Origin of the sequence: Paraburkholderia haematera (assembly GCF_905220975.1) — a bacterium.
GTDB lineage: Bacteria > Pseudomonadota > Gammaproteobacteria > Burkholderiales > Burkholderiaceae > Paraburkholderia > Paraburkholderia haematera.
This window is the reverse complement of the sequence record NZ_CAJNBK010000007.1, coordinates 194257-214431: the sequence shown is the minus strand read 5'-3', so window position 1 is coordinate 214431 and position 20175 is coordinate 194257. Positions and strand designations below refer to the sequence as shown.

Below are 20175 nucleotides of genomic sequence, written 5' to 3'. Positions count from 1 at the left end.
TCGTGAGGACTTCGACATCCCGGGCGACCTAGGATGTGGGCACTTTCCGCGGAATCGCACCGTATTCAACCGCGTACCTACCCTAACCGACTGACAACAACGCCTGGAATCGACATGTTACTCATCGTTCTCGCCTATCTTGGCGGCGCCCTGACGATCCTCAGTCCCTGCATCCTGCCGGTGCTGCCTTTTGTCTTCGCGCGCGCCGATCAGCCATTCGTACGCAGCGGGCTGCCATTGCTCGCCGGCATGGCGTTGACGTTCGCCATCGTCGCGACCCTTGCCGCCGTGGGCGGCGGCTGGGTCACGCAGGCTAACCAGTATGGCCGCTGGCTCGCGATCGCGTTGCTCGCCGTCTTCGGACTGACGCTGCTGTTTCCGCGCTTCGCGGATCATCTGATGCGCCCCCTGGTGAGCGCCGGCAATCGTCTGTCGAATTTCGCGCAGGCCGACGGTCAGCAGGTGCGCGCGGGATCGTCCTTTCTGCTGGGCATTGCGACCGGCTTGCTGTGGGCGCCGTGCGCCGGTCCGATTCTCGGCCTCGTGCTGACGGGCGCGGCATTGCGGGGCGCAAGCGTCGGCACCACGCTGTTGCTGGTTGCCTATGCGGCCGGCGCCGCGACGTCGCTCGCGGTGGCGCTGCTGATCGGCGGCCGGGTGTTCACGGCGATGAAGCGCTCACTGGGCGCGGGCGAATGGATCCGCCGCGGGATCGGCGTGGCCATGTTGGGCGGCGTGGTGGCGATTTCGCTCGGGCTCGACACCGGTGTACTGGCGCGTGTATCGACTATCGCCACCGGCGGGATCGAACAGAAACTGGTCGACACGCTTTCGCCCGGTGCGACGCCGGCCAATCCGGGGGCGGCAGGTGGCAAGGTCGATGCGCCGGCCAATGCCTCGGGTAACAACGATGCCGTGACGACCACCAATTCCGCCGCCGATGCCAGCAACGCCGGCGCCATGATGCATACTGCCGCGCAAAGCGTGCCGGGCGGCGCGGCTGCGCTGCCCGTCGAAGGCGTGCTGCCTACCCTGAACGGCGCTGTTCAATGGCTGAATTCACCGCCGCTGACGGTTCAGGACCTGCGCGGCAAAGTCGTGCTGGTCGATTTCTGGACGTATTCGTGCATCAACTGCCTGCGTTCGCTGCCGTACGTGAAGGCGTGGGCGCAGAAATACAAAGACCAGGGGCTCGTCGTCATCGGCGTGCATGCACCGGAATTCGCGTTCGAACGCAATGTCGACAACGTGAAGAAGGCCGTCCACGATCTCGGCGTCGACTATCCCGTCGCGATCGACAACAACTATGCGATCTGGCGGGCGCTGAACAATCAGTACTGGCCGGCCCATTATTTCGTCGACGGTAAAGGTCAGATTCGCTATCACCATTTTGGCGAAGGCGACTATGCGGAATCGGAAAAAGTGATTCAGGCGCTGCTGATCGAGGCTGGGCATACGAACGTCTCGAAGGTTGCAGTGGGCCTTGGCGGTGCGGGCGCGCAAGGCGTAGAGGCCGCGGCCGACAACGCCGACATGCAATCGCCGGAAACGTATATCGGATACGACCGTGCCGAGAATTTCGCGTCGCCCGGCGGTGAAGCGCAGGACAAGGTTCACACCTATGCGGCGCCGTCGCAGCTCGCCGTCAACGATTGGGGGCTGGCCGGCGCGTGGACGGTGGGTGCCGAACACGCGACGCTCACGGCGGCATCCGGGCGCATCGTCTATCGCTTCCATGCACGCGATCTGCATCTGGTGCTCGGTCCGGACAAGGACGGCAAACCCGTTCGCTTCCGCGTGAGCGTGGATGGCGCCGCACCGGGCGCGGCGCATGGCACGGACGTCACTGCGGATGGGACCGGCACGGTCACCGAACAGCGCCTTTACCAGCTCGTGCGGCAATCCGGCGATGTCGCGGATCACACGTTCTCGATTGAATTTCTGGACCCAGGTGTGCAAGCGTATGCATTCACTTTCGGCTAATCTGAACGGGCGGCGTGATTCATCACGCCAAACCCACAGGTCTCGACATGGATCGTCAGTACGAGCTTGCCATCGTCCGCCGGGCGTTTGCCCGGCGGCTCATGGCTGCAGCCGGCATTGCAAATCCGGGCATTGAGGCGGCCTTCGCTACGGTCGAACGGGAACGCTATCTTGGTCCCGGGCCGTGGCCAATCTTGCGTTCCATCGGCTACATCCCCACGCCTGACGACGATCCCGTCCATCTCTATGCCGATATTCTGATCGGCATCATTCCGGAACGCGGCCTGAACAACGGCATGCCGTCCTACCATGTGCCGCTTCTCGCAAGCGCCGATATTCGAGCCGGTGAGCACGTGGTTCATATCGGCGCGGGTGTCGGTTATTACACGGCCATCATGGCCCGTCTAGCCGGCCCCGCCGGCAGAGTCACCGCCATCGAGTTCGATACCGGCTTGGCCCGGCGCGCGGCGGCGAACTTCTCACATGCGAGCAACGTTCAGGTTTTTCAGGGCGACGGGTTCTCGATGTCCTTTGATCCGGCTGACGTCATCTACGTCAACGCGGGCGTCACCCATCCCGCCGATATCTGGCTCGATCGCTTGAACGACCGAGGCAGGCTGATTCTCCCCCTCACGTCGGAGAGGACATGGTCTCCAGATGGCGCCACACTGATTTCCCACTACGGCGCGGTATTTCGAATTGAACGCCAAGGCGATGACTATTTCGCCGCCTGGATTTCCGCGGTCGGCCTCTACCCGTGTGAAGGAGGGCGCGATCGCGCGTCGGAAGCCGCGCTCGACGCCGCCTTTCAAAAGGGCGGCTGGCGCGCCGTGACGCGCTTGTACCGCGCCGCAGATCTGCCCGACGACCGATGCTGGTTGCGTGGAACCCAGTGGGCTCTGGCGTACGACTGACGCGGCCATAGTCGCGACCTATCGACGGCATTGCAACATTCGCATTCAATTGCTGGCCAGTGGCACCTATATTTTGAGTTGCAGTACGCTGCCGACGCGAGCCGTCTCGCCCAACGCACGCCAGGACACCCGTCATTGGACGACGAGCATGCGCGTCGGATAATCGACAAGGGTGCGCCAACGCGCCCACGGTGATTTCCGGACACCCTGCCTGCGCGGATCGGTCGATGCAGCATAGAATTCTGACGCCGTAGCAGAACATGTAGTGGGTACGTCCTCTCAAGGAGATAACGCATGTCAAATGAAGCAAAGTGCCCGTTCAACCATGCCGCAGGTGGCGGCATGACGAATCGTGACTGGTGGCCAAAGCAACTGCGGCTGGACCTGCTCAGTCAGCACTCCAGCAAATCCAACCCGTTGGACAACAGCTTCAACTACGCCGAGGCTTTCAGGAGCCTTGATCTCGCTGCCGTGAAGAAGGACCTGGCGGCGTTGATGACCGATTCGCAGGATTGGTGGCCGGCAGACTTCGGCCACTACGGCCCGCTATTCATCCGCATGGCCTGGCACAGCGCCGGCACGTACCGTATCGGCGACGGCCGTGGCGGTGCAGGGCGCGGCCAGCAGCGTTTCGCGCCGCTCAACAGCTGGCCGGACAACGTCAGCCTCGACAAGGCTCGCCGGCTGCTCTGGCCCATCAAGCAAAAGTACGGCCAGAAAATTTCCTGGGCCGACCTGTTTATCCTCACCGGCAACGTCGCGCTGGAGACCATGGGCTTCAAGACCTTCGGCTTCGGCGGCGGTCGCGAGGACAGCTGGGAGCCGGACCTGGACGTCTACTGGGGCAACGAAAAGACCTGGCTGGGCGGCGATGTCCGTTATGGCAAGGGCGATGAGGGCGCGATCGTGGCTGACCCCGCGCTGCACGGCAGCGAGACCAGCCGCGGCGACAACGGCCGCAACCTGGAGAATCCGCTGGGCGCCGTGCAGATGGGCCTGATCTATGTCAACCCGGAAGGTCCCGACGGCAATCCCGACCCGCTCGCCGCGGCCCATGACATCCGTGAAACCTTCGCGCGCATGGCCATGAACGACGAGGAAACGGTCGCGCTGATCGCCGGTGGCCACAGCTTTGGCAAGACGCACGGTGCCGGCCCCGCCGACCATGTGGGTCCGGTACCCGAGGCCGCCGGCCTCGAGAACCAGGGGTTGGGCTGGAAGAGCAGCTTCGGCACGGGCGCGGGCGCCGACGCGATCTCCAGCGGTCTGGAAGTCACCTGGACCACCACCCCGACGAAGTGGGGCAACGGCTTCTTCGAGAACCTGTTCAAGTACGAATGGGAACTGACCAAGAGCCCCGCCGGTGCCAACCAATGGGTCGCGAAGGGCACGGATGAAACGATCCCGCACGCTTTCGATTCCTCGAAGAAGCAGCGGCCGACAATGCTCACCACCGACCTCTCGCTGCGCTTCGACCCCGTCTACGAGAAGATTTCGCGGCGTTTTCTGGCGAATCCCGATCAGCTCGCCGACGCCTTCGCGCGTGCCTGGTTCAAGCTGACGCACCGCGACATGGGACCGCGCGCCCGTTATCTTGGCCCGGACGTGCCGGCCGAACAACTGCTCTGGCAAGACCCCATTCCGGCGGTCAACCACCCGCTGGTCGAGGCGCAGGATATCGCCGCGCTCAAGCAGAAGATTCTGGCGTCAGGCCTGTCCGTTTCGCAGCTCGTCTCGACAGCCTGGGCATCGGCGTCCACGTTCCGTGGTTCGGACAAGCGTGGCGGCGCCAACGGCGCGCGGATTCGTCTCGCTCCGCAGAAGGACTGGGCGGTCAATCAGCCGGAGCAACTGGCGAAGGTGTTGAAGGTCCTCGAAGGCATCCAGAGCGAATTCAACGGTGCACAGTCCGGCGGCAAGAAGGTTTCGCTAGCCGACCTGATTGTGCTGGCCGGCGGCGCGGGCATCGAAAAGGCGGCGGAGAAGGCGGGCCGTCAGTTGACTGTGCCGTTCACGCCCGGTCGCATGGACGCTTTGCAGGACCAGACCGACGTGGAATCCGTCTCGGCCCTCGAACCGGTCGCCGATGGCTTCCGCAACTACCTCAAAGGCAAATACAGCGTTCCGGCGGAGGCGTTGTTGATCGACAAGGCGCAATTGCTGACGCTCACCGCCCCTGAGATGACGGTGCTGATCGGCGGCTTGCGCGCCCTGAACGTTCAGGCTGGGCAGAATCAGCACGGCGTATTCACCAACCGGCCGGAAACGCTGACCAACGACTTCTTCCGCAACCTGCTCGACATGGGTACGGAGTGGAAGCCGGCCTCGTCGGCGCTGGACGTGTTCGAGGGGCGTGACCGCAAGAGCGGCGAGTTGAAGTGGACCGGTAGCCGCGTCGATCTGGTCTTCGGTTCGCATGCCCAACTGCGGGCTTTTGGCGAAGTCTATGCAAGCGAGGACGGGCAGGAGAAATTCGTCCGCGACTTCGTCGCCGCCTGGGTCAAGGTGATGAACCTCGACCGGTTCGAGCTCGCCTGAGCGGGCGCGGGGTCCCGCCATGGCGGTCGCTCTGGCGGGACTTTTCTCCGCTTTTTCTGGGGCGAATCTTGCCGCGCTCGCGGCTTGATAGTGCCGGAAACTGAAGCCGATTCCCCGCAGCCTGTGGCAAGAGGAACAAGCCATACGGCTGCGGGCGAAGTCGTATTTACAGTCTTCCGCGAACCACATCGGATACGCTCTTCGCTATCCGGCAAACATATCGGTAGTGCGTACCCAGATAGCGCAGCATGCACGCTATCCAGCGCGTGACGCCACCGCGGATGAAACCCGAACGCGCCATGATTTCGTACTCCAGCCCGCGCGGGCGAAGCGGCCTGATCCGGACCTGTGTGAACTGGATTCGCTGATGCCGCGGGCGCATAGTTGTCCGTACCTTCTGCAAAAACCTGCGGGACTATCGCGGGGTCATGTGAATACCCGGATGGAAACCCACGACGAGCGTTATGTAGACGAGGGCAGCGAAGAGGCCTGCCAGCGTACCGAACGCGTCTCGCGCGCCTGGGCCGCGCCGGAATTGAACTGGAATGCCCACCAGCAGATACGCGAGCGCGAACACGATGGCGACCATCAAAGGCGGCGGCGCGAGTGAAACAACGAAGTCGGCCAATGCGCGCATGCGCAAACCCTGAAAAAATCCGGAACAGCCGCTTTCCCTCCACGGCGAGTTCCGGTGATTCAACCGGCGCAAGCGCGCCGCACCGGGCAAAGCGCCAGTCCGCGCGATTGCGCGAGTCTGGAACCCGTCAATGAAGTTGCGCGACCAATGCGTCCGCGCCCTTGTCGAGGCCGGTTTTCGCCGCACTCAGTGAACCGAAGGCTGCCGGAAGGTTCATCGCATTCGGATACTGCTTCGACACGTAGGCCTTCAGCAGTTGGCCACTGGCACCGTCGTAGATTTCCACGGCGTAGGAAACCGAGCCGCTGAATGCGCCCTGGCCGCCGCGGATCGACTGCACGCCGTTGTAGAGATTGCCCGCAAGGTCGAAATGCATGACTTGACCGACGAGCATCGTTGTCTTTTCGGCGCCCGTCAGGGTCAGCTTGACCCGCAGGGTGTTAGGGCCGGTTTGCTGCGCAGCATGGAAGCGTGCCCCCAGTTTTTCCGAAAACGTCTTTCCCATGTAATCGGCAAGCGCGGCACGGTCGGCGCTCTTCATGTCGCCGAACTGGTTGTCGGTGCCCTGATACACGACGACCGGATCCAGCAGGACCTGCGTGTATCGCGACCAGACCACAGGCGCAGCGTATTGATAGGGCACCTTGCCTGAATCGTCACCGCGGTTCTGCGTCAACTGCGGCGAAGAGGAGATGCCCTTGTAGGCGACCGGCTGCACCCCCGCGCACGCGGTCAAAGTCAGCACCGCCGCGGCGGTGAATAGCAGCGGGGCGAGGTTTTTCTTCAGCATTTTGTGTTCCTTGAAGGGTAAATCAGCGTGTAGGGAGAGCGTCCTGTCCAGGGCGGGACCGATGAGGCCGAACAGTAGCATCGTCGTTATTTTTTGTAAACCGTCTATCCGGGTTGTTTTTATGACGTGCCTGTCACGGTACAATTCCAACCCTCAGCGCGAGCCCGCTTTCAAGCCTGCTTTCAAGCCCGCTTTTGAGCCCGCTTGCGCCGACGGTTTGCGAGTCTGCTCGCGGACTCTGATTCACCGCATCGCATTCATCGTATTACTTGCCAAACACCTTTGCCGCGCCGCAGTTGTCGGGCCAGCGCCGCAATCATCGCGATTTCATCAATATCGATCATGGATAACCAGACCCGTTCGGAGATTTCCCGCAGAAGGGCGATTGAAGCCGCTTTCACCATCCTCACCCGGGACGGTGTCGGTGGACTGACGTTCGATTCGTTAGCGCGCGAAAGCGGCATCAGCAAGGGCGGACTGCTGCATCAGTTCCGCACCAAACACGGCGTGCTGTCCGCGCTGCTGGACTTTCAGCGGCAGCAGTTCGAGCAGATAGGGCGCGACTATATGGCGAAGGAAGGGGCGTCGAAGGCCGAACCGAACCTGGCAGCCCAGATCGCGATTTATCGGGAATCCGTCAATCAGCCGCATTCGGTGGCACGCGCCATTCTCGCGGCGATTATCGAGAGCCCGGCCTTGCTTGACGACATGAAGCCGACTGACGCGGCGAAAATGAAGGCGCTGCAAGACGAAGCGACCGACCTGGATTTGTCGCTGTTGCGATACTTTGCTGCCAGCGGCCTCGCGTTTCACTTTCTGCTGGGCTTGTCGCCAGTGAGCAATTCGGCTCGCAACAGGCTGTTCGATCGTCTCCTCGATGAAGAGCGCTGGCAGGGTCAGACGGTGCCGCCAAAACGCAGCAGGCAGTCCGCGGGCTGACTTGCGCGGCTGTCGCGCCTTGCACGAGCTGACAGCCGCATAAGTCGAATGGATCAAGGCCTGAGCGGCCGGCAAGGAACCGCGATGTAGCGGTGAGCAAGCCGGTGGCCGAATTTGATTCAAAAGTCCGGCCTAAAAACAAACCGTCTGGGCGGTTTACATCCTGGAATTGCAGTGTTACGCTGGCGCCTCACTTGAGTCGTCAAGTCTGGATGTGGATTGTGCGGGGGTATGCGCCCGCAAGTGGATGCAGAACATGAACGAAGCCAAATTAATCGCGTGTCACGAATGTGATCTGCTCCAGTGGAAGGCGCCGCTATTCGAGCGTGGCACCGCGCGCTGTCAGCGGTGCGGTGCGGCCCTCTACAGAAATCTGCCGGCCACCTACGATCGTGCCCTGGCGTTCACGCTGGCTGCCGGGATCCTGTTCGCGATTGCCAACTGTTTTCCGATTGTCGGACTTTGGGTGAAGGGCGCGCTCGTCGAAAGCACGCTTTTTGGGGCGATTTCTTCGCTGTATGCCGATGGTATGTGGCCGATTGCAGGTCTGGTTCTGGTGACGACGGTTCTGATGCCGGCACTGAACATAGCGGCGGTGATCTATCTGCTCTTGCCGCTGCATATCGGCGGTGTGCCGCAACGTCCCGAGATCGTTCTGCGTGTACTAAGGCATGTCGCGCCTTGGGGAATGATCGAAGTGCTCATGCTTGCCATGCTGGTCGCGCTCGTCAAACTCCAGCACTTCGCGAGTGTCGTTCCCGGCGTCGCGATCTGGGCATTCGGCGCGGTGATGGTGCTGCTCGCGGCAGCGGCTGTTTCGTTCAATCCGCGTGATATATGGGCGCGCATTGAAAGCGCGCCAGGCGGCGACGTCGCTTCACACGTGTTAAAGGCAGGCGCCAATGTGGTTACCGCCGCACGCGCCGGTCTATTCGTTTGCCACGATTGCGGCTTGCTGTCAAAACCGCCAAGCCATGTTCATGGCGGGATTTGTCCGCGTTGCAGCGCAGTGCTGCATCGGCGCAAGCCCAATAGTCTCGCACGCACCTGGGCATTCCTGCTGGCCGCGATGGTTCTCTATATCCCGGCGGTTCTCCTGCCAGTCATGGTCACCAGCACCTTATTTAGCGCGCAATCCGACACGATTCTAAGCGGCGTTGTGTTCCTTTGGACCTCTGGATCGTGGGTGCTTGCCACGATCGTTTTCATCGCCAGCGTCGTGGTGCCCATGCTCAAAATCCTGTCACTAGCCTATCTCGCCTGGAGTACCCAGTTGCGCTCGTCTCTCATGCCGCGCAAGCGGACACGTGTCTACCGGTGGGTGGAGCTCGTCGGCCGTTGGTCGATGCTCGATATCTATGTCATCACCATTCTGGTGGCGCTCGTGCAATTCGGTTCGGTTGCAACGATCGATGCGGGTCCCGGGGCGATCGCGTTCGGCTCGGTAGTCGTGCTGACCATGTTCGCCGCACTGTCGTTCGATCCACGGCTCATATGGGATGCAGTGGAGCTGGACGGTGAATAACGCATCAGGGCAGAGCGATAGCGAAGAGACGGCGGGTTTTCCAATGGCGGTCCACGAGAAAAAGTCGAGATGGCACATGCAGCTTGTGTGGCTCGTGCCGCTTGTGGCCGTGCTGATAGCCGGCGGACTGGCGGCGCAGTCGATCATGCAAAGAGGCCCGACCATTACCATCAGTTTTGCCACAGGTGAGGGTATCGAGGCCGGCAAGACAAAGATCAAGTTCAAGAATGTCGACATTGGCGTGATCAAAAGTCTCGCGCTTTCCGACGATCACAAAACCGTGCTAGCCAGCGCTGAAATGTCTCGCAACGCATCCAGCATGCTTGTCGACGACACCCGCTTCTGGGTCGTTCGACCCCGCATTGCGGGAGGCACCGTATCGGGCATCAGTACCTTGATATCCGGCTCTCATATTGGAATGGACATCGGTACGTCGCAAAAAGTGCGACGCGATTTCGTCGGTCTCGAGTCACCGCCTGTTCTCGCTTCAGGGGCGCCGGGGCGGGAGTTCGTGCTCAGGAGCGGCAACATTGGCTCACTCGATATCGGTTCGCCCGTATTCTTTCGCCGGCTTCAGGTTGGCCAGATCGTGTCCTACGCACTCGATCCCGACGGCGCAGGCATGACCGTCCACGTTTTTATCAACGCGCCGTACGACAGGTACGTCACGAACGACACGCGCTTCTGGCAAGCGAGCGGCGTTGATGTGACGTTGGACACGACCGGCGTGAAGGTCAACACCGAATCGTTGGTCTCCGTTCTGATTGGCGGTCTTGCGTTCGAGACCCCACCCGACACAACGAATACGTCTGAAGCAGACGCGAAGCGCCAGTTTCAGCTTTTCGGCGATCGGGCCGATGCGATGAAGCGGCATGATGCGATCGTCGACAAATACGTGCTGAACTTTAACGACTCGGTGCGTGGCTTGACCGTCGGCGCCCCCATCGACTTCCGCGGAATAGTCATTGGTGAGGTATCGGCGATTTCGGCGCACTTCGATCCGGTCAGCAAGGAATTCAGCATCCCTGTCGAGGTCAACATCTTTCCTGAACGCCTGGTCCCGCGTGGGAACTGGCAAGGCAGCATAGGCACTAAGGAGTCGGAAAGAAGGGCGTTTGCGGACTATCTGGTATCGAAAGGGCTGCGAGCGCAACTGAGGACAGCGAGCCTGCTTACGGGGCAACTGTACATTGCGATCGATTTCTTCCCCGCAGCGCCGAAGGCGACAGTGAACTGGAGTAATCCGATTCCCCAATTGCCAACGGTGCCGGGTAACCTGCAGGGTTTGCAAGACGCTATCGCAAGTCTCGTCGCGAAGCTGAACGCCATTCCGTTCGAGGGAATCAGCAAAGATCTCCGCAAGACCATGACTGACGCGGATGCGCTTTTGAACACCATCAATACGGATCTGGCACCTGATGCAAAGGCTACGCTGGCCGCCGCTCGTGAGGCGCTAAACTCAGCGAATCGCGCGATGCAAAGCGACTCGCCATTGCAGCAAGGCACGACTGAAACCATGCAAGAACTATCGCGAGCCGCAGCCTCGGTTCGCTCGCTGGCGGACTATCTTCAACGCCATCCGGAAGCGCTGATTCGTGGCAAAAGCGAGGATAAGCCATGAGCCGATTTTCGTCGTTTTCGTTGGGAGTGATCTTGCTAAGCCTTGTTGTTGGGTGTGCAACGTCGCCGTCCTCGCAGTTCTATACGTTGAGCGCTGTGCAAGTTGCGCAGTTGCGGCCGGATATGAAGCCGATGGCCATGGCGATGGCGATTGCGATCGGTCCGGTTACGGTTCCGGAATTGGTCGATCGACCACAAATCGTGTCCAGGATCGACGCGAACCGTGTGTCGATCAATGAATTCGCCCGCTGGGCCGATCCGTTGAAGAGTCAGATTCCACGCGTACTGGCTGCAGAACTCACTCAGTTCATCCCGGGTTCGATCGTATCCGTCTATCCACAACGCGTGGACGACAATGCCTGCCGGGTTTCCGTTGACGTACAAAGCTTCGATTCATCCACGAGCGGTACGGTGACGCTGGCGGCGATCTGGTCAGTGCGACCGCCGAAGCGAGGAGAACCTGTTACGGGACGCACGGTTGTACACGAGGTCGTAAGCGGGCCCGGCTACGATGCGCTGGTCAACGCACACAGCCGGGCTCTCGTGTCCGTGGCGCGGGATATCGCTGTAGCGACGCAATCCGCTTCCCGGCAGTGAAACAACGGAATCAATGCGATCGAGCCGACCACCAGTGAGTGGGTCGCCGCGAGTGTCGCGCTGCGGGCTGCAATCCCAATCCGATACCGTGTCAGCCCGCATTGCGCGCCTGATCGCGCGTCGCCACATTCTTCGCTGACGGGGCTGCGGCAACCGTGTGCGAGACCACCTCGTTCTGGGCAATGATCTTCGCGATCTCGGCGTCGGCCTGCGCGCCATACTGCTCAAACACGTCGGTGTGGTAGGCCGTGTTCGTTGCCGCGCCGAGTTGCGTGCCGGAATCGTTGCGCGTATCGGCATCGACCTGCATCGACAGGCCGATCCGCAACGGGTGCGCGGCGAGCTCGCGCTGGTCGAGCTGGACGCGCACCGGCAGACGCTGGACGACCTTGATCCAGTTGCCCGTGGCGTTCTGCGCCGGCAGCACGGCAAAGGCGCTACCCGTGCCCGCCGAAAAGCCGACCACCCGGCCGTGGTATTTGACGCTGCCGCCGTACACGTCCGCCGTCAGCTCGACGGGCTGACCGATGCGCATGTGCCTGAGCTGTCCTTCCTTGAAGTTCGCGTCGACCCACACGCCGTCGAGCGGCACGATCGCCATCAGCGGCGTGCCCGGCGCGACGCGCTGGCCGACCTGCACCGAGCGGCGGGCCACATAACCGGTGACCGGAGCCGGCAACGTGTTGCGCGCGTAGTTCAGATAGGCATCGCGCACCTTCGAGGCGGCGGCCTGCACATTCGGATGCTGCTCAACGGTCGTGCGGTCAGTCAGGGCGTGATTGGCCTCGGCCTGCTGGCGGGCCGCATCGAGCGCGGCCTGGGCGACGTTCACCGCATCGCGCGCGTGGGCAATGTCTTCGGCGGACACCGCTCCCGTGCCTGCAACAGCCTGACGCCGGTGCAGATCGTCGTTGGCGCGGGCGAGATCGGCCTCGCGCTGAGCCACTGTGGCGGCATAGAAATTGTTGTTCACGTAAAGGCCGCTGACCTGCCGCACGGTTTGACCGAGCGTCGCTTCGGCGTTGAGCAGCCCGACTTTTGCATCGGCGCCGTCGAGCGTGACGACCGGGTCGCCCTGTCTGACGATCTGCGTATCGTCGGCGTTGACCGCCACCACCGTTCCGGTGACCTGCGGTGTCAGCTGGACGAGATTGCCGCTGACGTAGGCATCGTCAGTCGACTGGTGATAGCGGGCGTATGTCATGTAGTAGGCACCATAGGCCGCGCCCGCCGCCACCACGGCCAGGCCGAGCAGCGCGAGCAGCAGCTTGCGCTTGCCGGGCGGGGTCGCTTCAGGCGCGTGGTCCGCGGGTGTCGAAGCTGCCGCGGACGCGCCGCGGGTGTTGAGGGTGAGGGTATCGGTATCCGCCGTCTTGCGGTCGGACGTGGTGGTATCGCTCATTTCAGTTCTCCTGACAGGTATGCGAACGTGTCGTATCAACGTACGGCGACGACGGGGTTGGATTGCGCGGCAGCATCCGCGCGACGGTTTGGATCTTTCGAGGTATCGACATAACCGCCACCGAGTGCGGAAGCGAGCGCGATCTGCTGGTCGCGGCGGTCCATCTTCAGATCGGCCACTGCCTGATCGGCATGCAGCGCGTTCATGTCGGCATTGAGCACGGTCAACTGGTTGGTCAGGCCGGCCTTGTATTGCGTGATCGCGAGTTCGTCGGCGCTCTGCGCGGCCTCTTGCGCGGTCTGTGCGTCGACGAGCTGCACGTCGCTCGAACGGATCTGCGCGAGTTGCGTGGCTACGTCGGTCAGCGCGGTAATGAGCGTCTGGTTGTAGCCGGCCACGGCATAGTCGAATTCGGCGTAACGGCCCTTCAGTTGTGCACGCAATTCGCCGCCATCGAAGATCGGCAGATGGATCGCGGCGCCTGCCGAGCCGGTGCGGCTCGCGGCAGTGAGGAAGCGGCCGAAGCCGAACGCGTCGAGCCCCATGGCTGCGCTCAGGTTGATGTCCGGGTAGAACTCGGCCTTGGCCTCCTTCACCTCGTGGGTGAGGGCATCGACGCGCCAGCGGGCCGCCACGATGTCCGGGCGACGGCTCACCAGATCCGCCGGCAGGTTGTCCGGCAGACGCACCTCGTCACCCACGCCGAGCGTCGGGCGCGCAATCGACAGGCCGCGATCCGGGCCTGCGCCGAGCAACGCGGCGAGCTGGTAACGGGTGGTCAGGATGCTGCCGTCGAGGGCCGCGAGACTGGCGCGGCTCGTGGCGAGATTCGCCTGCGCGGTCTTGCGCTCCACTTCGGTATCGAGACCGGTAGCGATACGGCCCGCGGTGATGCGGTCGATCTGTTCGCGGCGCGTCACCTCCTGCTGCGCGATGTCGCGCAGTGCGTACAGGCGGGCAAACTGGTTGTAGGTGCGTGCAATCGATGTATTCAGCGTGAGCTTGACGACTTCCGCATCGGCCTGGCTGGCCTCTGTCTGCGACACGGCTGCTTTCAGTGCTTCACGGTTCTTGCCCCACAGGTCGAGGTCGTAGGACGCGGAGAGCAGGCCCTTGTTTTCGGTCTGCCAGGCGCCGGCGTAGGGCGGCGGCACGAGCGCGGTGCCGCTGTACTGCTGGCGCGTGAGCGAGTAGTCCGCGTCGACGCGCGGCAGCGTGTTCGCTTTTGCGGTTTCGCTGAACGCCTGCGCCTGGGCGACCCGGGCACGAGCCTGTTCGAGCGTCGGGCTGCCCTTGAGGGCTTCGGCGAGGAGCGCCTTCAGTTGCGCGTCACCGAACTGGTCGGCCCAGTCGGCAGCCGGCCAGTGACCGTCCCCGGCCGGCACGCTCTGCGTGGATTCGTACTGGTGCGGCGTGGCCATCTGCTTGTCGCTGTGGATGCCGGCGTAGTTGGCACAGGCGGAGAGCACAGCGGCGAAGATGGCCGACACGCCCAGTTTCAACACGCGAGAGCCGCTGCTGCTTTGATGAATCTGTGTATTCATTTTCTGACCTGTCAGATAATTGGGCAAAAAAAACGGACCTGTGAGAACTGGCTCAATCGCCAACGAACTTGCGAAGCAGGTGGCACAGCGTCTCGAACTCGGCCCTGGTGAACGTCTTCAGCCGGGCGTTCAGCACCTGCGGCGCGATTTCCTGAATCTGGGCCGCAACGTCCTCACCCTTCGAAGTCAGCGCCAGATTGACCACCCGGCGATCGTCGACACTGCGCGAGCGCCCGAGCAAACTTTTCGTTTCCAGCTTATCCAGCATGCGTGTCATCAGGCCCGTGTCGATGCCAAGCAGCTTCGACAGTTCGAACGGCGTCGTCGCGGCGCCACGCGTGAGCGAAAGCAGGATGACCATCTGCTGGCTGCTGATGTCGAGATCCTTGAGTGCCGCGTCCATCTCTGCCGTGATCACGTTTCGCGCCGTGCACAGCGTGAAGCCGACGCCTTGCGTAAGCATGAAACTCTCCTTCGAGTAATGATCCATCGAATCCTCCTATCCGCTGATTCATGCATCAGTCATCAGTGCCCACCGGCACCCGCTGCGCCCGCGCTTGCACCCTTGCCGGGCTTCGTCACCCAGATCAGTGGAATGATCACAAGAAAGATGACCCCCGACAGCCAGAAGATGTCGTTCAGGCCCAGCATCGTGGCCTGCGTGTTCAACGACGTCTCAAAGAACGCCGTGGCTTTGGCGGTGCTGACGTCGAGCGTCGTCTGCAGGTTGGCGATGGCGTCGACAAAGGTCGGGTTGTTCACGCTCGTCTGTTCAGCCAGTTGCGCATGGTGCAGGATCGTCCGGTTGTTCCAGCCGGTACTCAGCAGCGACGTCCCGACCGCGCCGGCGAAGATCCGCACGAAGTTCGAGAGTCCGGCCGCCGCCGGGATTTTGTCAGGCGAAAGGCCCGACAGGATGATCGCGGTGAGCGGCGTGAAGAAGAGGGCGGTGGGAATGCCTTGCAGCAGCGTCGGCAGCACGAGGGTATAGGGGTCGACGCCGGTCGTGTAATGCGAGCGCATGAAGAACACGCCGGCAAAGCCGAGGAAGGCCAACGTCGCGAGCACCCGCATATCCGACTTCGGCATGATCTTGCCTAGCAAAGGCGCGAGGATCACCGCGAAGATGCCGAGCGGCGCTGTGACGAGCCCTGCGTCGACCGAGCGGTAGCCAAGAAAGCCCTGAATCCATTGGGGCAGGATGACCAGATTCGCGAAGAATATGGCATACGCGACCGAAATCGCCACCGTGCCGCCGAGGAAGTTGCGTCCGGCAAAGAGCCGCAGGTTGACGATCGGCTTTTCTTCGGTCAATTCCCAGATCAGGAAAAACACGAAGCTGATCGCTGCCACGATAGTCAGCACCCAGATTACCGGGGAATTGAACCAGTCGAGGTCCTTACCCTTGTCGAGCATGATCTGCAGTGACGCGACCCATGCGATCAGCGAGATCAGGCCCACTTTGTCGATCGGCAATTTACGTGCGGGTGTTTCGCGGTCGCGGTAGATCGTCCAGATCACCCCGGCGGCGAACAGGCCCACGGGAATGTTGATGTAGAAGATCCACGACCAACTGTAGCTATCCGTAATCCAGCCGCCCAATGCCGGTCCCGCAATAGGACCGACAGTGGCCGTCATCGCCCAGAGCGACAGCGCACTCGAGCTCTTTTCTTTCGGAAACGAGCCGAGCAGCATCGCCTGCGACAGTGGCACGAGCGGTCCCGCGACCGCGCCCTGCAGTATCCGGGCCGCCAGCAGCACCGGCAGGGTGGGGGCCAGCCCGCACAACCACGACGAGAAGACGAATAGCAGGATCGCCCAGACGAACAGCTTGACCTGCCCCACACGCTGCGTGAGCCACCCGGTCAACGGAATTGATATGGCGTTGGCCGCGGCGAACAGGGTGATGACCCACGTGCCTTCGTCGATCGACACGCCCAGGTTACCGGATATGGTCGGAATCGCGACGTTCGCGATCGATGAGTCCAGCACGTTCATGAAAGTGGCGAGTGCCACGGCGAGCGTGCCAAGTGCGAATCTTGCACCAGTCAATGGCGCCGGAGCGCCTGTAGTTGTCGACGGGTTCATCTTGCATCCTGTAAGTTGATCCGGAGGTTGGCTGCCCATTTCTCGGCAACCACAATATCTGATTAGTCAGATATATGAGCAAAAAAATAAGCGCCATTCGCCCAGGAAATCTGTCCGGCGGCCCGCGCTGGCCTACGGGCAAGTGGGCCAGCATCCACGTCACGGCTATTTCTGATGAGACATTATCTGATAATGCAGATATATGCAAGAATTTTTCTGATGCGGTGTCGCGGGTGTTTGTCGGCCTGCTCGATACGCCAGGTTCGGACCGTTCCGCCTGGAAATTCGCGGAAGGATTAGCGGCGGCTTTGACGGCGTTGGCGAACCATCGCCATTTTCATGGGAAGGTCCGCATCGGCTCGAGCGCGTCCGATCACGCCGTCTTGATCACTGCCTATCAGCCAACGGTAATAAGCGTTGTCGGGATCGGCCCTTAGCGCTTCGTTAAGACGCAACGCGAAGGGGAAAGCAGCGCCTTCCGCCGCGCAATAAGTCTTAGGCTTGCGGATTTCGGACCTGAATAGTCGACAGCCTGTTGGCCGATTGTTGCTGCATCTGCAACAGAGATTTGGAAAAATTAGTACTTACCCTAATGATTGCGACTCTTTAGACTAGGCTCAATCGTGGCAGAGAAGCTTCTTTGTAGCGCCACCAAAAAAATCGTAGAGGTAAGTCATCATGAAGTCGGTCACCAGGATAGTCCTTATTGCTGCTCTTTTTGCAGCACCCGTAGCGTCGTTCGCGCAGTCAAGTCAGCCGGTAAGTCGGGCGCAGGTGCGCGCCGAACTGGCGCAGCTCGAGCAGGCTGGCTACGATCCGCACGACTGGATTCACTACCCGGAGAACATCCAGGCTGCTGAAGCAAAAGTTGCCGCCCAGAACGCCACAGCCCAAGCCCCCGTTTCAGGATACGGCGGTGCTGCTGACGGAACGTCTCGTTCGGGCGCAGCAAGCGGTTTGTAATACTGGGTGTTAGCGCGCGATTTTCGTCAATCGCGCAGTTTTCGGCCGAGTCTTTCCTGCCTGTATCGGCAGGAAAGACTCGGCCGTTTTGTTTTATGTGCGTCTGTCGGCCGTATTCTCGATCCAAGACCTTGCTTTCAGGCCACCGCTGCGACGGAATTGCGCACGTGCGCATTCTGTTCAAAGCGCTGATGTGTTCAGCGTAGGCGGTTAGCCTGCTAATCGACGACTGGGTCTTCGGTAGAGGGTGATCGTCCCGCAGCATGCGCCACAGCCGCCGGCGCCGGAGGATCGACGCCGGGTAAGCTTATGCCGCCCAAAAGCGGACATCTGAACCTAGCTAAAAGCGGACATTACAACTTAGCCTCTACACCACTTGTCAAAGCCATTCTGAAGTGTCGTAGCGGCAGCAAAGTAGAAATGTCGTGGTTTGTGCCTTTGTTATCTCTTTGACGAGGTTTTGAGCACAGGGTCCTGGAGGCTGGCCGTCGTTCTGCCAATCGCGGTGTTCAGATCCTCAACGGTGATTTCCCGCTGCTTCCTTGTGCCAGCCTTGCGCTCCTTTAACTTTGGCGCCTGCCCCTGATTGGTTCGTGATGGCGAACCTGACGCACGGCGGTTATCGCGATCCGCCTGGATCAACTGCGCGACCTGTAGCACGTGACCCAGCCGCTTGTGATCGACCACCGCGCCCTGGTCGATCTCCGAGAGCCGGTCATAGGGCGTGCAGGGAAGGGCGATGCCATCCGCGCGGATCTCGATGCGTCCGTCCGGATACTCGTACACATCAATGTAGCGTCCCACCAGCCTGCGGTTCGCGTCCGTATCGTCCAGCAGATAGATCACCCGGTCATACTGCAGGGTCAGCGAACGCGTGACCCGACGCGGTTCACGCCACGTCAGGATGGTGTCGAGATTCTCGTCTGCACGCAACGGTCGGTGTGCGTTGAATGCACTCTTCGGGGCCTTGCCGAAGCGCATGTTGTAGTCGGCGATGAAGCGGGGCGCATAAGCGTTGGCCGCGTCCCGCGTGTCAATGCCACGCAGCCGCAGTTCCTTGACCAGCCGGTCCTGCAACGTCAGGTTCGCGCGCTCGACGCGCCCCTTGGCCTGACTCGAATTCGCGCACAGTCCGTCAATGTTCAGTTCGAACATCGCCCGGCCGAAGTGTGTCACGCCCTTGCCGCCGGTCGTTGCCGTCTGCGTCGAGCGGAATACGCTGGCCTTGTCACTGTAGAACGCCACCGGCTTGCCGTGCTGTTCCAGATATGCCCGGGTCACCTCGAAGTAGCTGAACGTCGACTCCGTCGCCGTGAAGTGCAGCGCCATCAGCCGGCTGGTCGCATCGTCGACATACACCAGCAGCGTGCACGCCGGCGCGCGTTCCTCGAACCAGCGGTGATCGCTGCCGTCGATCTGCACCAGCTCGCCCAGACACGCACGACGGCTTCTGGGCTGGTAGATCTTCGGCGGCCGCTGTTTGCGCGGGATCCACAGGCCGGCCTCCGTCATCAGGTGACGCACCGTTTCCTTCGACAGCGCCAGCCCGTGACACTCGCGCAGTTTCTCGCAGGCCAGCGTCGGCCCAAAATCGCCGTAGCAGTCCCGGATCAGGTTCAACGCGCGCTCAGCCACGCCGTCTGCAAGCTGGTAGTTGCTCGGGTGCCCGCGATGCCGTGACAGCAGCCCCGAGGCGCCCTGGCTGCGATAACGCACCGTCAGCCGTTCGACCTGGCGCCGGCTCAGATGGAGCCGCTCCGCAGCCTGCCACGGCATCAGCACGCCATCGACCACCGACTGGATCGTCCTGAGCCGGTCAACCTCGCGCATCGTCATGGTGATCGTCCCGGATGTCGTCATGCGAGCCTCCCGTCAAAGGTCAGCCAGCATGACATGCGACGTTTCAGCTTTGCCCAGGTACGACATTACAGCTTAGCCTCTACACCACTGATGTTGATAATTTATATTATGTCAAATTGAAGTTCTCTAACTTGCTCACCTCGGACTACATTCGGCCGGCGGCTGTATCTATTTGTAAGTTTTGTAACGTTTACGTTAGATTACGCGCCGCTTCCGATTTCCAGCAGGATTCCAGGTGTCTGCAGAACAACGGCATGGCTGCCTGCAAGAGTTTCTCGCCCTAACCAACGGTCTTTCAATCGCCGCAGTCGCCCGAACATTGCGCTGTTGCTCGCGCACGATCCGCAACTACGTCGCTGGCCGTTCGCCCATACCGTGGCATCGCATCGAAATGCTTCGCCTGCTCGCGCTTGAAACCTCGGCGACGCAAGGCAGTTCCTGCGACGGTATGACGGCCGACGAAACGCCTGTAGTGGCCAATATCGAACCCGATCCCGCAGCTCCGGACGTCCCGCCGGCTGAACTGCTTGCGTGGGTCGGCGTTCATGCCCCGCATTACCTTTCCAGCAGGCGCAGCTTCGCGCTATATGTGCGCGGCTGGAACGTAGTTGAAAAAATCCGACGTGCCAAGCGTGAAGGCACGTTCGCGGCTGTACTCGCGCGCTGGCGTACGCAGGCCGTCGAGCTGCCACGAATGTGGCGCTCTGGCCGGATGTTTGCGGGCATCGGTCCGCCGGCGTACGTGCACGACAAAACAGCATCGTGACGGCCGATG

Annotated in this window: 17 protein-coding genes; 10 read left to right on the top strand and 7 right to left on the bottom strand. The window is 61.6% G+C overall.

What is annotated here, in order from left to right:
• Positions 1 to 114 precede the first annotated feature (114 nt).
• From KHO23_RS15730 to katG, 3 genes are all read left to right on the top strand, one after another.
• Complete coding sequence (locus KHO23_RS15730) at positions 115 to 1983, top strand: cytochrome c biogenesis protein DipZ (protein WP_211612131.1); 1869 nt, start codon at positions 115 to 117, stop codon at positions 1981 to 1983.
• Positions 1984 to 2030: 47 nt separating this feature from the next.
• Positions 2031 to 2897, top strand: a complete 867-nt coding sequence (locus KHO23_RS15725; RefSeq protein WP_211612130.1) for a protein-L-isoaspartate O-methyltransferase family protein — start codon at positions 2031 to 2033, stop codon at positions 2895 to 2897.
• Positions 2898 to 3191: 294 nt separating this feature from the next.
• The gene (katG, locus tag KHO23_RS15720; protein ID WP_211612129.1) at positions 3192 to 5435 is read left to right on the top strand and encodes a catalase/peroxidase HPI; all 2244 of its coding nucleotides are present in this window, start codon (positions 3192 to 3194) and stop codon (positions 5433 to 5435) included.
• Positions 5436 to 5850: 415 nt separating this feature from the next.
• Here the strand turns inward: katG and KHO23_RS15715 are convergent, their stop codons facing one another.
• Entirely contained in the window at positions 5851 to 6072 is a 222-nt protein-coding gene (locus KHO23_RS15715; protein ID WP_211612128.1) for a hypothetical protein, read from the bottom strand.
• Positions 6073 to 6199: 127 nt separating this feature from the next.
• Entirely contained in the window at positions 6200 to 6862 is a 663-nt protein-coding gene (locus tag KHO23_RS15710) for a DUF3313 domain-containing protein (protein ID WP_211612216.1), read from the bottom strand.
• Positions 6863 to 7204: 342 nt separating this feature from the next.
• On the opposite strand from KHO23_RS15710, the gene KHO23_RS15705 reads away from it, so the two are divergent.
• The 4 genes from KHO23_RS15705 to KHO23_RS15690 all read left to right on the top strand — a co-directional run bounded on the left by KHO23_RS15705 (position 7205) and on the right by KHO23_RS15690 (position 11543).
• A complete protein-coding gene (locus tag KHO23_RS15705; protein ID WP_211612127.1) occupies positions 7205 to 7801 on the top strand; it encodes a TetR/AcrR family transcriptional regulator in 597 nt (198 codons plus the stop codon).
• A 247-nt stretch (positions 7802 to 8048) separates the two neighbouring features.
• Entirely contained in the window at positions 8049 to 9326 is a 1278-nt protein-coding gene (locus KHO23_RS15700) for a paraquat-inducible protein A (protein ID WP_268963892.1), read from the top strand.
• Positions 9327 to 9369: 43 nt separating this feature from the next.
• On the top strand, positions 9370 to 10947 hold the full coding sequence (locus KHO23_RS15695; RefSeq protein WP_211612215.1) for a PqiB family protein: 1578 nt from the start codon (positions 9370 to 9372) through the stop codon (positions 10945 to 10947).
• Positions 10944 to 11543 (top strand): PqiC family protein, encoded by a 600-nt coding sequence (locus KHO23_RS15690; RefSeq protein WP_211612125.1) that lies wholly within the window; start codon positions 10944 to 10946, stop codon positions 11541 to 11543. Before KHO23_RS15695 ends, KHO23_RS15690 begins: the two co-directional genes overlap by 4 nt.
• Positions 11544 to 11634: 91 nt before the next feature.
• Here KHO23_RS15690 and KHO23_RS15685 read toward each other — a convergent pair whose 3' ends face one another.
• From KHO23_RS15685 to KHO23_RS15670, 4 genes are read right to left on the bottom strand one after another with little or no spacing between them, the layout of a single operon-like run.
• Entirely contained in the window at positions 11635 to 12945 is a 1311-nt protein-coding gene (locus KHO23_RS15685) for an HlyD family secretion protein (protein WP_211612124.1), read from the bottom strand.
• 35 nt (positions 12946 to 12980) lie between these two features.
• Positions 12981 to 14489 carry an efflux transporter outer membrane subunit gene (locus KHO23_RS15680; protein WP_211612123.1) on the bottom strand — a complete coding sequence of 503 codons (1509 nt, stop codon included), beginning with the start codon at positions 14487 to 14489 and terminating at the stop codon, positions 12981 to 12983.
• A 52-nt stretch (positions 14490 to 14541) separates the two neighbouring features.
• The gene (locus tag KHO23_RS15675; RefSeq protein ID WP_211612122.1) at positions 14542 to 14979 is read right to left on the bottom strand and encodes a MarR family winged helix-turn-helix transcriptional regulator; all 438 of its coding nucleotides are present in this window, start codon (positions 14977 to 14979) and stop codon (positions 14542 to 14544) included.
• A 35-nt stretch (positions 14980 to 15014) separates the two neighbouring features.
• Complete coding sequence (locus tag KHO23_RS15670; RefSeq protein WP_211612121.1) at positions 15015 to 16577, bottom strand: DHA2 family efflux MFS transporter permease subunit; 1563 nt, start codon at positions 16575 to 16577, stop codon at positions 15015 to 15017.
• A gap of 74 nt (positions 16578 to 16651) precedes the next feature.
• Between KHO23_RS15670 and KHO23_RS15665 the strand changes: the two genes are divergently transcribed.
• On the top strand, positions 16652 to 17014 hold the full coding sequence (locus KHO23_RS15665) for a hypothetical protein (RefSeq protein WP_211612120.1): 363 nt from the start codon (positions 16652 to 16654) through the stop codon (positions 17012 to 17014).
• A 241-nt stretch (positions 17015 to 17255) separates the two neighbouring features.
• Positions 17256 to 17540, top strand: a complete 285-nt coding sequence (locus KHO23_RS15660) for a DUF4148 domain-containing protein (protein WP_211612119.1) — start codon at positions 17256 to 17258, stop codon at positions 17538 to 17540.
• A 441-nt stretch (positions 17541 to 17981) separates the two neighbouring features.
• Here the strand turns inward: KHO23_RS15660 and KHO23_RS15655 are convergent, their stop codons facing one another.
• The gene (locus tag KHO23_RS15655) at positions 17982 to 19400 is read right to left on the bottom strand and encodes an ISNCY family transposase (RefSeq protein WP_211612118.1); all 1419 of its coding nucleotides are present in this window, start codon (positions 19398 to 19400) and stop codon (positions 17982 to 17984) included.
• 235 nt (positions 19401 to 19635) lie between these two features.
• Between KHO23_RS15655 and KHO23_RS15650 the strand changes: the two genes are divergently transcribed.
• Positions 19636 to 20166, top strand: a complete 531-nt coding sequence (locus tag KHO23_RS15650; protein WP_211612117.1) for an IS21 family transposase — start codon at positions 19636 to 19638, stop codon at positions 20164 to 20166.
• Positions 20167 to 20175: the final 9 nt, after the last annotated feature.

Coding starts and splice junctions, on each gene's coding strand:
- KHO23_RS15730 (WP_211612131.1), top strand. CDS start 115: ATGTTACTCATCGTTCTCGCCTATCTTGGCGGCGCCCTGACGATCCTC.
- KHO23_RS15725 (WP_211612130.1), top strand. CDS start 2,031: ATGGATCGTCAGTACGAGCTTGCCATCGTCCGCCGGGCGTTTGCCCGG.
- katG (WP_211612129.1), top strand. CDS start 3,192: ATGTCAAATGAAGCAAAGTGCCCGTTCAACCATGCCGCAGGTGGCGGC.
- KHO23_RS15715 (WP_211612128.1), bottom strand. CDS start 6,072: ATGCGCGCATTGGCCGACTTCGTTGTTTCACTCGCGCCGCCGCCTTTG.
- KHO23_RS15710 (WP_211612216.1), bottom strand. CDS start 6,862: ATGCTGAAGAAAAACCTCGCCCCGCTGCTATTCACCGCCGCGGCGGTG.
- KHO23_RS15705 (WP_211612127.1), top strand. CDS start 7,205: ATGGATAACCAGACCCGTTCGGAGATTTCCCGCAGAAGGGCGATTGAA.
- KHO23_RS15700 (WP_268963892.1), top strand. CDS start 8,049: ATGCAGAACATGAACGAAGCCAAATTAATCGCGTGTCACGAATGTGAT.
- KHO23_RS15695 (WP_211612215.1), top strand. CDS start 9,370: ATGGCGGTCCACGAGAAAAAGTCGAGATGGCACATGCAGCTTGTGTGG.
- KHO23_RS15690 (WP_211612125.1), top strand. CDS start 10,944: ATGAGCCGATTTTCGTCGTTTTCGTTGGGAGTGATCTTGCTAAGCCTT.
- KHO23_RS15685 (WP_211612124.1), bottom strand. CDS start 12,945: ATGAGCGATACCACCACGTCCGACCGCAAGACGGCGGATACCGATACC.
- KHO23_RS15680 (WP_211612123.1), bottom strand. CDS start 14,489: ATGAATACACAGATTCATCAAAGCAGCAGCGGCTCTCGCGTGTTGAAA.
- KHO23_RS15675 (WP_211612122.1), bottom strand. CDS start 14,979: ATGGATCATTACTCGAAGGAGAGTTTCATGCTTACGCAAGGCGTCGGC.
- KHO23_RS15670 (WP_211612121.1), bottom strand. CDS start 16,577: ATGAACCCGTCGACAACTACAGGCGCTCCGGCGCCATTGACTGGTGCA.
- KHO23_RS15665 (WP_211612120.1), top strand. CDS start 16,652: ATGAGCAAAAAAATAAGCGCCATTCGCCCAGGAAATCTGTCCGGCGGC.
- KHO23_RS15660 (WP_211612119.1), top strand. CDS start 17,256: ATGAAGTCGGTCACCAGGATAGTCCTTATTGCTGCTCTTTTTGCAGCA.
- KHO23_RS15655 (WP_211612118.1), bottom strand. CDS start 19,400: ATGACGACATCCGGGACGATCACCATGACGATGCGCGAGGTTGACCGG.